At 72.0% G+C, this 12,259-nt stretch carries 14 protein-coding genes and 2 pseudogenes; 9 read left to right on the forward strand and 7 right to left on the reverse strand.

Annotated features, from left to right (window positions below; translation table 11 throughout):
* Positions 1–29: 29 nt before the first annotated feature.
* Positions 30–728, forward strand: coding sequence for a TetR/AcrR family transcriptional regulator C-terminal domain-containing protein (locus OG753_RS40175; protein ID WP_405786603.1), 699 nt, complete (start codon positions 30–32; stop codon positions 726–728).
* On the opposite strand, the gene OG753_RS40180 is transcribed toward OG753_RS40175, so the two are convergent.
* Together OG753_RS40180 and OG753_RS40185 are read right to left on the reverse strand one after the other, a co-directional pair.
* Complete coding sequence (locus OG753_RS40180; protein WP_405786601.1) at positions 725–2,206, reverse strand: UDP-N-acetylmuramoyl-L-alanyl-D-glutamate--2,6-diaminopimelate ligase; 1,482 nt, start codon at positions 2,204–2,206, stop codon at positions 725–727. The two genes, OG753_RS40175 and OG753_RS40180, sit on opposite strands and share 4 nt — an antisense overlap.
* A 120-nt stretch (positions 2,207–2,326) precedes the next feature.
* On the reverse strand, positions 2,327–2,479 hold the full coding sequence (locus OG753_RS40185; RefSeq protein WP_327260068.1) for a hypothetical protein: 153 nt from the start codon (positions 2,477–2,479) through the stop codon (positions 2,327–2,329).
* Between the two features lie 181 nt (positions 2,480–2,660).
* On the opposite strand from OG753_RS40185, the gene OG753_RS40190 reads away from it, so the two are divergent.
* Entirely contained in the window at positions 2,661–2,783 is a 123-nt protein-coding gene (locus tag OG753_RS40190; protein WP_405786600.1) for a hypothetical protein, read from the forward strand.
* Between the two features lie 232 nt (positions 2,784–3,015).
* Here OG753_RS40190 and OG753_RS40195 read toward each other — a convergent pair whose 3' ends face one another.
* Positions 3,016–3,753 carry a dienelactone hydrolase family protein gene (locus tag OG753_RS40195; protein ID WP_405786599.1) on the reverse strand — a complete coding sequence of 246 codons (738 nt, stop codon included), beginning with the start codon at positions 3,751–3,753 and terminating at the stop codon, positions 3,016–3,018.
* A gap of 597 nt (positions 3,754–4,350) precedes the next feature.
* On the opposite strand from OG753_RS40195, the gene OG753_RS40200 reads away from it, so the two are divergent.
* From OG753_RS40200 to OG753_RS40220, 5 genes are all read left to right on the forward strand, one after another.
* Positions 4,351–4,653, forward strand: a complete 303-nt coding sequence (locus OG753_RS40200; protein WP_405786598.1) for a hypothetical protein — start codon at positions 4,351–4,353, stop codon at positions 4,651–4,653.
* Between the two features lie 140 nt (positions 4,654–4,793).
* Positions 4,794–5,234, forward strand: coding sequence for a hypothetical protein (locus tag OG753_RS40205; RefSeq protein ID WP_215140860.1), 441 nt, complete (start codon positions 4,794–4,796; stop codon positions 5,232–5,234).
* 480 nt (positions 5,235–5,714) lie between these two features.
* Entirely contained in the window at positions 5,715–6,377 is a 663-nt protein-coding gene (locus OG753_RS40210) for a DedA family protein (protein ID WP_405786597.1), read from the forward strand.
* A 9-nt stretch (positions 6,378–6,386) separates the two neighbouring features.
* Positions 6,387–7,550 (forward strand): sensor histidine kinase, encoded by a 1,164-nt coding sequence (locus OG753_RS40215; RefSeq protein WP_405786596.1) that lies wholly within the window; start codon positions 6,387–6,389, stop codon positions 7,548–7,550.
* Positions 7,541–8,185, forward strand: a complete 645-nt coding sequence (locus OG753_RS40220; RefSeq protein WP_405786595.1) for a response regulator — start codon at positions 7,541–7,543, stop codon at positions 8,183–8,185. The genes OG753_RS40215 and OG753_RS40220 overlap by 10 nt, the downstream gene beginning before the upstream one ends.
* A gap of 194 nt (positions 8,186–8,379) precedes the next feature.
* On the opposite strand, the pseudogene OG753_RS40225 reads toward OG753_RS40220, so the two are convergent.
* Positions 8,380–8,988 (reverse strand): annotated as a pseudogene (locus tag OG753_RS40225) (protein kinase domain-containing protein); the annotation flags it as partial.
* A gap of 301 nt (positions 8,989–9,289) precedes the next feature.
* Here OG753_RS40225 and OG753_RS40230 point away from each other — a divergent pair.
* Complete coding sequence (locus OG753_RS40230; protein ID WP_405786594.1) at positions 9,290–10,120, forward strand: hypothetical protein; 831 nt, start codon at positions 9,290–9,292, stop codon at positions 10,118–10,120.
* 330 nt (positions 10,121–10,450) lie between these two features.
* Here the strand turns inward: OG753_RS40230 and OG753_RS40235 are convergent, their stop codons facing one another.
* The 3 genes and pseudogenes from OG753_RS40235 to OG753_RS40245 all read right to left on the reverse strand — a co-directional run.
* Positions 10,451–10,909 (reverse strand): hypothetical protein, encoded by a 459-nt coding sequence (locus tag OG753_RS40235; protein ID WP_405786593.1) that lies wholly within the window; start codon positions 10,907–10,909, stop codon positions 10,451–10,453.
* Positions 10,910–10,911: 2 nt separating this feature from the next.
* On the reverse strand, positions 10,912–11,322 hold the full coding sequence (locus OG753_RS40240) for a hypothetical protein (RefSeq protein ID WP_405786592.1): 411 nt from the start codon (positions 11,320–11,322) through the stop codon (positions 10,912–10,914).
* A 254-nt stretch (positions 11,323–11,576) separates the two neighbouring features.
* Positions 11,577–11,722: pseudogene (locus OG753_RS40245) on the reverse strand (AAA family ATPase); the annotation flags it as partial.
* On the opposite strand from OG753_RS40245, the gene OG753_RS40250 reads away from it, so the two are divergent.
* On the forward strand, positions 11,688–12,092 hold the full coding sequence (locus OG753_RS40250) for an AMP-binding enzyme (protein ID WP_405786591.1): 405 nt from the start codon (positions 11,688–11,690) through the stop codon (positions 12,090–12,092). The pseudogene OG753_RS40245 and the gene OG753_RS40250 sit on opposite strands and share 35 nt — an antisense overlap.
* The last annotated feature ends 167 nt before the right edge of the window (positions 12,093–12,259 follow it).

The raw sequence follows: 12,259 nt of genomic DNA on the forward strand, positions 1-12,259 counted from the left end.
CCCGGGAACGGATCGAGGGAGAAGCCCACATGCCCGAGCAGCCGCAGGAACCACGCCGGATCCCCTTGAGCCGGGACCGGGTGCTGCGCGCCGCCGTCGCCTTCGCCGACGGCTCCGGCATCGAGGCGCTGAGCATGCGCCGGCTCGCCCAGGAGCTGGGCGTCGTACCGATGGCGCTCTACAAGCACGTGGCCAACAAGGAGGAGTTGCTGGACGGCATGGTGGAGGTCGTCGTCGCCGGGATCGGGGGCCGGGCCCCCGGATCCGACTGGAAGAGCGCGGTCCGCGGGCGGATCCTCGGCGCGCGCGGCGCCCTCCTCGCCCATACCTGGGCGGCCCAGGTGATCCGTTCACGCACCGGCCCGACCCCGGCCGTACTCGCCTACCTGGACTCCGTGATCGCGATGTTCCGGGCCGGCGGCTTCTCCCTCGACCTCACCCACCACGTGATGCACGCCCTCGGCAGCCGGGTGCTGGGCTTCACCGAGGAGCTGTTCGACGACCCGGCGAGCACCGCACCGCAGGACGAGCGGGCGCAGGCGGCCGCGTACGAGGAGATGGCCCGGCGCTACCCCCACGTCACCGAACTGGCCCGGTCGGTGGCCCACGACCGGGGTTCCGTCATCGGCACGGGCTGCGACGACGGGTTCGAGTTCGAATTCGCGCTGGACCTCCTCCTCGAGGGATTCGCACGTCTCCACGCGCAGGGCTGGAGGTCGGCCCCTTAGATCTGGGCCAGCTCGCGCACCGTGGCCATGTCGCTGAAGGGGAGCAGCTTTTCGCCGACGATCTGGTGCGGTTCGCTGCCCTTGCCGGCGATCAGGACCGTGTCGTCGGGGCCCGCCTCGGACAGGGCGAAGGCGATTGCCCGGCGGCGGTCGGTATAGCGCCGGAAGGGGGTGCCGGTCGCCGTGAGGCCGGGGGCCACCTGGTCCAGGATGGCCTCGGGGTCCTCGTTGCGGGGGTTGTCCGAGGTCAGGACGCAGAGGTCGGAATGGGTCCCGGCGATCCGGCCCATCTCGACCCGCTTGGAGGTGTCGCGGTCCCCGCCGCAGCCGAAGACCGTGATCACCCGGGCGCGGGCGAAGCCCCTGATGGTGGTGAGGACCTTGTCCAGGGAGTCCGGCGAGTGGGCATAGTCCACGATCACCGACGTGCCCAGCGGGGTCCGGAAGCGTTCCAGCCGGCCCGGGACCGGCGGCATGCGGTCGAGCGCGTCGACCAGGGCGCCCAGCTCGTGCCCCAGCACGTGGCAGGCCGCCACGGTGGCCAGCGCATTGGCCACCGAGAAGCGGCCGGGGACGGGAATCGAGGCCGGGTAGGCGCGTCCGTCGTGATGGAGGGTGAACCGCGTGCCCGAGGCAGTCACCACGAGGTCGGTGGCCCGGTAGTCGGCCGGACGGTCCAGGGCGTACGTGGTCACCGCCCCCGGCATCATCGACACGATGCCCGCGCCCACCGGGTCGTCGGCATTGACCACCGCACGCCGGCACAGGCCCTGGAAGAGCCGCAGCTTGGCGTCCCGGTAGTTCGCCATCGTCCCGTGGTCGTCCAGATGGTCCTGCGTGAGGTTGGTGAAGACCCCGACGTCGATGAACGTCCGGTCGACCCGGTGCGTCAGCAGTGCCATCGAGGTGGCTTCCAGCACCACGCCGGCGGCCCCGCGGTCGCGCATGTACCCCAGCAGGTACTGCAGGTCGGGAGATTCCGGTGTGGTCAGCACCGATGGCGGCATGGGGATCGGCTCGTCGCCGATCCTGCTTCCGGCGGTTCCGATCACCCCCACGCTGGAGCCCTCGGCGATCCGCAGAACGGACTCGACCATGTACGAGATGGAGGTCTTCCCGTTGGTGCCGGTGATCGCCACCATGTCCATGTGCCGCCCAGGCTCGCCGAAGTAGCGGGAGCTCACCACCGCGGCGGCCGTACGCGTGTCGGGTACCCGGACGGTACAGGTGCCTGGGGGCCATGCCGCGGCCGGCAGGTCGGGTTCACGGCCGTCGACGAGCACGGCGGCGGCGCCCCGGGCCAGCGCGGGCGAGACGGCGCCGGGGCCGCCTTCCCGGTGCCCGGGTACGGCGATGAAGAGCGAGCCCGGCATCACCCGGTCGGCGTCGAAGGTGGTTCCCGCGGTGATCAGCGTCGTGTCCGGATCACCCTGGAGAACGTGGTGCTCCTGCTCGGCCAGCAATGCGCTCAGCTTCACAATGATCCCTTCGAGGGGGCTCGGGCCCGGGCGTGCGGCCGTAGCCAGGCGGCAGCGCCGGCGGCATGCCGGGAAGCTGCTGTGGTGATGTGGAGCGGGGGAGGGCGCAGGCGCGAAGCGCTAGCCGTGGCCGTGCAGGGCCGTACGGCGCGTCTTGGGCGCCACGGCGAGGGCCGTGCCGGCCGGGTCGACGAGGGCCGCAACCCCGGCGGCCGGGCGCATCCCGAAGGCGGCCTGCTGCAGGCACTGCCTCGAGGAACGTGTGCGACCCATGGGCCGAGTGTACGGCCCGCCGGGCGGCCCGGGGATCGCCGCCGGCTCGGCCGACAGGATCCGGAAGGGAAGGCGCGATCGACGGCATCGAGCTGCTGCCCCTGCCCTACGTTGAGCGCCGCCGACGCCTGGAGGTCCTTTCGCGGCCCGCGCACCGGCCGCCCCGTGGACCCTGTGCCCCATGACTACGGACCCGGCCAAGGCCAGGGAGTGGCTGGAGGACTGGACGGACGTCTCCGGGGGCGAGGGCCTGTCGTGGATACGGTTCGGAGTCCCACTGACCGCTGTGTGGCCGTCATGGTGAAGCCTGCTGCGGTGATTTCTGAGCCGGCCAACACGCGGGCCGGTTGAATTCAGCAGGACGCTGGTGCTGGCCTGGGCCTAGGCCTGCGAGCGGCAGAAGGGCACCGGCTGGGAAACCGCTCCGCCCGGCCCCCCCCCGCCGCCGGGTCGGGGCGAGGCCCGGACCAGCCCTGACCACGCGCCCTGTCGGTGCCCGACGCGGACCATGCCTGGCACCGGACTGTCTGCCTGGGTCATGCCCCCAGATCCTCCGTCACGGGCAGGCATTCGGCGAGCAGGCCGACGACGTCGCGCCAGGCTCGTTGTGCGTGCTGTGGGTGGTGGCCGACGCCGGGGACCGTGGGGTGGTCGACCGGCGGGTGGTGGAAGGCGTGCAGGGCGCCGCCGTAGACCGTGAGGCGCCAGTCGATGCCCGCGGCCTGCATCTCGGCGGTGAACGCGTCCCGTTGCGCGGGCGGCATGATCGGGTCTTCCGACCCGACCCCGGCCCACACCGGGCAGCGGATGCGCGCCGCCTCGCCGGGCCGGCCCGTGGTCAGCGCGTTGACTGTCCCGATCGCGCGCAGGCTGACGCCGCCGCGCCCGAGTTCCAGCCCGATGGCGCCCCCGGTGCCGTAACCGACGGCGGCGATCCGGTCGGGGTCGGTCCGCGGTTCGGTGCGCAGCACGTCGAGCGCCGCATGGCCGATGCCCCGCATCCGGTCGGGATCAGCGAGCAGCGGCAGGCAACGGGCCAGCATCTCCTCGGGGTCGCCCAAATAGCGCCCGCCGTGAAGATCGAAGGCCAGTGCTACGTATCCCAGCTCGGCGAGAGCATCGGCCCGGCGCCGCTCGACGTCGCTGAGCCCCATGCCCTCTGGTCCGAGCAGCACCGCGGGCCGGCGGTCGACACCGGCCGGGAGCGCGAGGTGCCCGGTCATCGTCAAACCGTCCGCCGGGTACTCGACCGTGCGCGTCGTAATCGTCGTCATGAGACTGGACCGTAGTGATCATCGAGTCCGGTCCGTCCGGTGTTCTGCCGCTGGCGGAACAGCGTGGGTGTCCCTCTGGAATACGGGGCCGGGCTCAGGGCTTCAAGATCATCCCATTGCCCCTCTGGCACGTATCCCGGTCACACCACGGCGTCAGGCGTCGGCCCGCGGGCCCCTTGGGGCGGGGAAGACTTCCTCGCCCCAAGGGGCGAGGCCGCGGGCGGCGGGCCCCCTTTGGGGAATCACGCGCCCGGCGGGCGCGCGTCCAAGCCTGCGGGCATGGTCCGGAACTGGTCGTGCGATACGCGACGAACGTGGAGCCGCCCCTGCGTTCGTGGTGGTCCGGCCGCCTCCGTCGGCGGGGGATTGTCCTGTGACCACCCCGCCGCCGGCGGACGCCGAGCGGCCGAAGGCCGGCGAGAGCGCCCGGATCCGCGGCTTCGAGGACGCCGTCCACGAGCCGCATTGAACGTGTTCAGAAAATCTGACAGCATGAGCTCCGCAAGGGCCTGCCGGACCGGCGGCTGACGTGAATCCGTCTGCCTTCGGCACGAGTTGGCCATGAGATCCGGAGGTCGGCACGACATGATCATCGCCTTGCTCGTTTTCTTGTTCCTGGGCCTGATAGTGGCCGTCGCGCCGGGTCTGCTCGTCGGGTATGTCTTCGTCGCGGTGAGCGGCAAGCTGCCGCTCACCGCGAGGGTCTTGTTGCTGGTGGTCCTGGCGATGGGTGCGGCGGCGCTGTGGCTCGGACTGGGGGAACCCGCCAACGTCCTGCTGCCGCTGGCCATGTTGGTGTCGTTCCTCGCGACCCTCGCCTCGGGAGCCGCGTTTCTCGGGCTCGAAGCCCGCAAGCGGCGTGCACCCCGCTACCCCGCCCCGACGTGGCAGAGCTGGTAGCCGACCGCCCCCCGTTTCCGTACAAGGAGGGGCCGGGCCGGCTGAGGCCGCCGGGTGAGCGGACGGCGGGGCCGGCCGGTGTTGAGGCCCTGCCGGGGTCCTGGTGCGCGGGTGGCGGCCGGGCAGGCTAGTTTGCTCGGATGAGTCTCCTTGATGATGTGGCCGAGCGCGACGGCTGGCGGTGCTGGGTGTGTGACGAACCGGTCGACCCCGACGAGTCGGTGAACGACCCGCGGGGGCCCAGCGTCGACAGCCGGACCGCCGACCGGAAGGCCAAGGTGGCCGAGCGGCTCGCGCACCGCGGGTGCAACACCCGCAAGGGTGCGGTCAAGGTGGTCATCGCCTGGCCGGAGCGCCTGTATGTAGTCGAACCCGCACCGCTGATCGCCGTCGCCGAGAGGCTGGAGCGCAAGGGTGGCCGCGAGATGGTGGGCCGTTGCCCGACCAGGAAGGACGCCCAAGAGGCGGCGGATTGGCTGGTGGACCGGTTCTCCCGACTGGTACCGGGAATGCCGGTGACCGCCGACATCCAGGCGGGCGGTGGCCAGTTCCTCGTCATCCTGGCCACCGGCCGCCGCTGATCGGGTCACAGGACAGGTTGTCCGATCAGGTCAACGCCCGGTACGGGACTGCCCTGACGCGGGAGTACGCCTCCCGGTGGGAGCAGGGCGCGCTCACGCCGGGCTCCTACCCTGTGGTGCCCCGAGCACGGGGGCGAGGTCACCCCGGTGCTGGAGTGGCACGCGGGCGGCGGCCTGCGCTGCGCGCAGCTCGCGCGCGGATCCTGCGGTCAGGCGCATGAACCGTTCACGATGGCCGGGCTCCGGGCCGCACAGCGGCGTCGGAGGTATGTCTGGGCGGCGGTCGGCCACAGCAGCCGACCGCCACGCGGTGTCCACGCCGGCAGGCCGACAGCTCGCGGCGCCCCGTCGCGCCCCTGCGGTTTTCCGCAGGGGCGCCGGGCGGGAACGCGCATACCGGCCGTGAGCTGCGCTTCCTAGGTTGGGGAGGGTCGTCCGGCGGGTCCGCCGGGGGACCTTCCCCTGAGACCTGGAGGGCTCATGACGCCGTTCTCGACCACTCTCGCCCAGGAGCCGGCCGGCGGCATCGCCGGCTGGGCGGCCGGCCTCGTCGACACGCTCGGCGGGCCGGGCGCGGGCCTCGCCATCGCCCTGGAGAATCTGTTCCCGCCGCTGCCGAGCGAGGTGATCCTGCCGCTGACCGGCTTCGCCGCCGGGCAGGGCGTGCTGAGCCTCACCTCCGCCCTGTTCTGGACGACGCTGGGTTCGGTGGTGGGCGCGCTGGCCCTGTACGGGTTCGGGGCGCTCTTCGGCCGGGAGCGGATGCACGCGCTGTGGGCGCGACTGCCACTGGTGAAGCTCTCGGACCTGGAGCGGACCGAGGCGTGGTTCCGGCGGCACGGCGCGAAGGCGGTGCTCCTGGGCCGGATGGTGCCGATCTTCCGCAGCCTGATCTCGGTGCCGGCCGGGGTGGAGCGGATGCCGGTCCCGCTCTTCCTCCTGCTCACCACCGTGGGCAGCCTGGCCTGGAACAGCGTCCTGGTCCTCGCCGGCTACGCCCTCGGAGACCGTTGGGAACTGGTCGAGTCGTACGTGGGCGTGGCCTCCAAGGCCGTCGTCGTCCTGGTCCTCGCGGCCGGCGCGACCTGGCTGACGGTACGGCTCCGGGCCCGCGGGGCGGCCGCCCGCCACCGGCGCGCATAGGGTGAGGGCGTGAGCGGGGGCGAACGGGGCGGCGCGAGAACGCGGTCGGCGGTCCGGCGGACGGTGGGGGTGCTCGCCGGATGCCTGACGGCGCCGGCCGGCCTGCTGTACCTGCTGCTCGCCGGGGTGCCGCTCGGCGCCTTCCTGCTGTGGCCGCGAACGCGGCCGTACGCCCTCGGGGTCTACGGCTCCGGCGCCCGGCGGCTCGTGGAGGTGGAGCGCAGGCGGCGGACCTGCTTCTTCGGCGACCGGTTCCCTGAGACGTACGGGGGCGAGGGCGTGGTCCGCCATCTGGCGGTCCGGTCCTGGTCGGGGCTCATGTGCGGGGTCGTCCTGGCGCTGCTCGGCTTTGGCCTGGTGCTTGCGGGACTGCTGGCAGGCGGGGTGGTGCGCGGGACCATCGGGACCGCGGAGCTGCTGACGCAGCTGGTCCTCGGGGGCGTCCTGCTGTTCCTCGGCCTCCAGGGACTGTTCGCGCTGACCGCGCTCGACGCCCGGCTGGCCCGGGAGTGCTTCGGGCCGTCCGAGCGGGAGCTGCTGCGGCGCCGGATCGACGAGCTCTCGGTCAGCAGGGCCGCCGTCGTGCGGGCCGTGGATGTGGAGCGGCGGCGGATCGAGCGCGACCTCCACGACGGGGTGCAGCAGCGGCTCGTGGCGCTCGCGATGCTCATCGGGCGGGCACGCCGGGGCGGTGGGCGGGATCCGGAGCGGGCGGCGCAGCTGCTGGGCCAGGCGCACCGGGAGGCCCAGGAGGTGCTGGCCGAACTGCGCGAGGTGGCCTGGCGGGTGTACCCGTCGGCGCTGGACAGCCTCGGCCTGGAGGAGGCGCTCGGCGGGGTGGCGCAGCGGTGCGGGCTGCCGCTGCGGATCTCGTACGAGGTGGCGGCGCCGCTCCCACGCCCGGTGGTGACAGCCGCGTACTTCGTCGTCTCCGAGGCCGTCACCAACGCGGCCAAGCACTCCGCCGCCTCGGCCGTCTCGGTGCGGGTCGCGGGGCCGCCCGGCGGCCCGCTCACCGTGCGGATCGAGGACGACGGCCGGGGCGGCGCGGATCCGGCGGGCAGCGGCCTGACCGGGCTGCGCGGACGGGTCTGCGCGCTCGACGGCGTCCTGCGGATCGACAGCCCCCTCGGGGGCCCCACCACCATCGTCGCGGAGCTGCCGTGCGTGTGATCCTGGCCGAGGACTCGACCCTGCTGCGGGAGGGCCTGGCCCGACTCCTGGTGGAAGAGGGGCACGAGGTCGTCGGGGCGTTCGGCGACGCGGTGACGCTGGTCGCCGAGACGGAGAGGCTCCGCCCCGACGTGGCCGTCGTGGACATCCGGATGCCGCCGACCCACACCGACGAGGGGCTACGGGCGGCCGTCGAGATCCGCGAAGGGCTGCCCGGGACCGGCGTCCTGGTCCTCTCCCAGCACGTCGAGCGGAGCTACGCGGCCCGGCTGCTCGCGGCCGGCGCGGAGCGGGTCGGCTATCTGCTGAAGGATCGGGTGGCGCAGGTCGAGGAGTTCCTCGACGCGCTGGAGCGGATCCACGCGGGCGGCGCGGCGATCGACCCGGAGGTCGTACGGCAGCTGGTGGTGCGCAGCGCGCACGCCGATCCGCTGGCCCGGCTGACCCCGCGCGAGCGGGAGGTGCTCCAGGTGCTCGCGGAGGGGTGCACGAACACGGCCATCGCGCGGCGGCTGCACCTTTCGCTGAGCGCGGTGGAGAAGCACCTCAACTCGGTCTTCGACAAGCTGGAGCTGCGCGGGACCGAGGGCCACAGCCCACGGATCCTCGCGGTGCTGCGGTATCTGGAGGCCTGAGGGCCGTCCCGTATCGGTCCGGGGCGGCGGCAGGCCGGCGCGAGCGGGGCCGTGCTCTTCGCTCGGTGACCGGGCGCGCTCCGGTCGATTGGCCGGGATCGACTCTCGCCGATGGAGTGCCCGCTCCATCGCGGACCTGCGCAAGCCGCGGCCTCACCGTGCGCCGGCCTCGCCCCGCTCGCGCACCGGGCCAGCAGCTCGGCCAGGTCGTGGCCCTCCAGGAACTCCCTCACCATGAACAGCCGGCCGACATCACGCCCGACGTCATGCACCGTGGTGATCCCGGCGTGCCGCAGCCTCGCCCCGATGGTGGCTTCCCGGCGGAAGCGGGCCACGGCCTGGGTGCTGTCGATGTCCTCGCGCAGGACCTTCACCGCTACGGGGCGCTGGAGTTCCTCGTCCAGGCCCTGCCAGACCTCGCCCATGCCGCCCCGGCCGATGCGCTCGACCAGCCGGTACAGGCCGGCCAGACGGTTCCCTGCTTTCCACAAGCACCCCCGCGTGATCACGTCCCCGTGCCCGCGTTCTGCCCGGCCGCCACCTTCCGGTCCGGGGCGGTTGGTCGCGGGGTGTGGCCGGCGCCGTCCGCGGTCGCGCTGTGCCGGTACGGCGCCGAGTGGACCGCGACCAGGCTCCGCCGGGGCCTCGCGGCCGACGAAGCGGAGCACGAGCGGCTGCTCGGCATCGCGGGCCGGCTGCGGCGGCCCCGACGTGGAGTTCACCGCCCCGTAGAGCGAACGAGGACAGGGTTGTCGAAAGGCCGCCGCCTCGACGGGCGCAGGCCCTTCGCCATGCCGAGTCACGTGCCGCCGAGCCGGATGGACTTGCCGGTGGGGCAGAAGGCGACGTGCTCCTGTCTCATCCCGGTCGGTTGTCCCTCGCGGGCATTCATGCTGCCCCCAGCAGTGGCGTTGTGCCTCTCCTGTGCCCCTGGCCGTACCAGTAGCGTCCTTTGGGCAGACTGTCTAACCGCGGGGAGTGGGCGCCGTGCCATTGCGCAAGGATCGGGAAGAGGCCGAGGCCGCGACGAAGGCGAACCGACGCGCACCGGATCCAGACAGGGGCCAGCGGGTCGCGCCGGGACTCCGACCGGTCAATCCGGCCATGGCCGCGGCCATGCAGCGCTCGGTGGGCAACGCGACACTCGGGCGGATGATCGCGCAGGGCCCGGCCGGGTCCAAGGTGCCGCACGCCGCTCCCGGTACGCGCGGCAAAAAGCGCACCCAGGACGAGGTCGTCGAGCGCGGCGACAGCCCCCCGGCCAACCAGCAGAAGACCGAGGCAGGAGCGGCCACCCGGGCCACCCGCAGCGGCAAGGCCGGCGCGACACCCTCGGTGAAGGGCAAGGAACAGAGGGCCGAGGAAGAGATCGGCAATCCGACCCTTGTCTTCACCTCCCGCTACGACGGAGACGAGGAGCAGTCGCTGAACGGCAACAACAACATCGGCTTCGAACAGACGGCAACGCTGCGCCGCGCGGACGGGATGCAGACGCCCGCGGCAGACGCGTACGACTTCTGGCAGGAGGTCTCCGACGAAAGCCGCCAGATCGTTCCGACGTCGGTGAACTACCAGCCCAAGAAGGCCCCCCGCCGCGCCTGGGGCGTGGACGGCCCCTTCCGCCCCCCGTACAACGATGAGGACGGCAACATCGTCAACGCCGCCGACCGGATCACCTTCGTCGACAACCCCGGCTTCTCCACCACCACACGCATGTCGGCCGGCTACTTCCTCGTCGACTACACCGTCCGGTTCCGCTGGAAGGTCCGCAAGAAGCAGGGCGGACGCTTCACCAAGGCCGAGCCGTTCTGGGAGAGCGACGAGATGGTGCACCGCGTCACGTCCGCCTTCGACGCGGCGAACCCGGAGGAGGCCGTGCAGGTCAACCACCACGCGGCGGGCAACCGCACCTGGAACGTACAGCTGCCCAACTGACCCCGCCGACGCGGCAGCGCGCTCACGCCCCCACATGATCCGAGCCCGGAGCAGGCCCTGCCTTGATCCTTAAGTTGTGCGGCGGGGGCGTGAAGTGGTCGATTTCCTGTACGCACCGCACCGCACCGCCCCGCCGCGACCACCAGACGCACGACCCGGAAAGCCGGGCGACACGGCCCACCGCGTGCTGGAGTGCCCTGCCTGTCGACCCGGCGGGTACGCGAACCGGGTCCCGAGCAGGGTGAACCCAGAGGCGAGGCCGCGGTCCCGGAACCCTGGGAGGATCGGTTCCACGGTGGACAAGGGCTATGACACGGCCGGACCGGCCGGTCAGTACCGGAACAGCACTCCGCGCCAGGTCCATCCCGCGTTGAGGACCATGGTGCGCAGTGGATCCCTCACATCCCGTGTGTCGAAGCGCAGCGTCTCGACCTTGTGCCGACGGCCGTCGGCACCACGCCGGTACTCCCACTGCCGGTACACCTTGAAGCCCCCACGGCCGTACTGCTGACCGGAGTCGTGCGACGGCTCCCACCGCTCCTCCAGGACGAGCACCTCGCACTTCGCCGGCACCAGGCGCATGCGGGTCTTGAGCGTCAGCTTCGCCTTCGGGATCTTGCACTCCGCCACCAGGTCGGCCTTCTCCTTGGGCAGGGCATGGCGCACGATGAACGGTACGTTCCGGCTGTTGAGCGCGAGCAGTGCTTCCCGGAGCTCCATGGCGGGCAGGGAGGCGACACCGCTGTCGGGGTACTTGGTGCCGGTCCACTTGTCCCAGAGGCGGCCCATCGTCAGACCCCCGCCCTGGAGTCCGAGCGCACCGTGCGCACGAAGTCCTGGAACTCGCCCAGGACGCTGTCGTGCTGGGCCTCGGTGGCGGTCAGAGCCAGCCGGATCATTGCCCGCCTGTGCGGGTCCTCGGTGTCCAGGACGGCCAGATAGACCTGGGACTGGACGAGGTTCCGCCGGGCGTCGCCGGCGACGGCCGAGAAGCTCAGCCGCTGGGTCAGAGCAGGTGCGTCGGCGGAGCCGACCTCGTGGCGCTGGACCACCACGACCGGCTCGGCGACCTCGCGCAGGCGCTCCGCCGAGGCGTCGGCGACCTCGACGAGCGTCACCGAGTCCTTCAAGAATCCGCCGTCGATGGTGATGTTGGCGTTGAACCCGGCGTCCGCCTGCGGATGCACCGCGGCGAACGCCACGTCCGAGGCGCCCCGTCCGGAGGGGCAGCGACGAACCAGCCCTCCGGCAGGCGGAATTCGATCGGCACCGGCAGTGTCGTGGGCATCTCGGGCCCTCCTTCCACGGAAACGCGCATCAGTCGAGCAGCCAGTCCTTGAAATCGCCGGCGGCGTCGCCGACCGCGTCGGCCGCGTCACCGGCGGCGTCAGTGAACTTCTCCGGATCGAAGGTGAACTCGAGCCCCAGTTTGACCGTCGAGTAGCGCCCCGGGCGGTCAGTCGGCCTTGGCGGGTTCCTCGGCTCGCGCCCGGGTGGAGGCGAGCGGGTAGGGAGGGAGTCGGTGCCGATTTCGGCGATCGTGCCGCCCAAAGTGAGACGGTAGACGATGGCAGCGCAGAGACAGGGATCGGTGAACGTCTCGTACGTGGTGGAAGGAGAACCGGCCAACCACCCGCAGGTCGCCGAAGCCGCCATCGTCGGCGTACCCGACGCCGACGGCCATGAGATCGCCTGCGTCGTCGTTGTCCCCCGCAAAACCCCGCCTTCCCTCGCCACCGTCCAACGACTTGTGGCCGACGACATCCCTTTGCCCCAGGCAGCGACGATCCGGCGCGGGACCCGGCTCCTGTCCGACATCGGCCGACACCGGCGCATGGGCCACCCGGAGCCGGATACCTTCCGTCTCGACGTCTCGACACGTCCCGCACACTCCACGAGCAGGAAACCCAAGCCGACGCCCCGGGCCACGCTTCTTGAAACTCCCCACTTCGCTGAACACCGGAGCGAGTGATGCGAGGAGCGGAGCGTCCCTGGCCGTTTCCAAGGCTGTGGCGGACATTTCGTGACGGTCATGACGGCTGGGCGAGGACGAGGGTCCGCAAGAGAGCGAAGGAAGCTCGGGCCGTTTGGTGCGGGTGTCGGAGGAGACCTGCTCGTCGTCACCTTGCAGCCCGGTCG

Source organism: Streptomyces sp. NBC_00029 (genome assembly GCF_045160505.1).
Classification (GTDB): domain Bacteria; phylum Actinomycetota; class Actinomycetes; order Streptomycetales; family Streptomycetaceae; genus Streptomyces.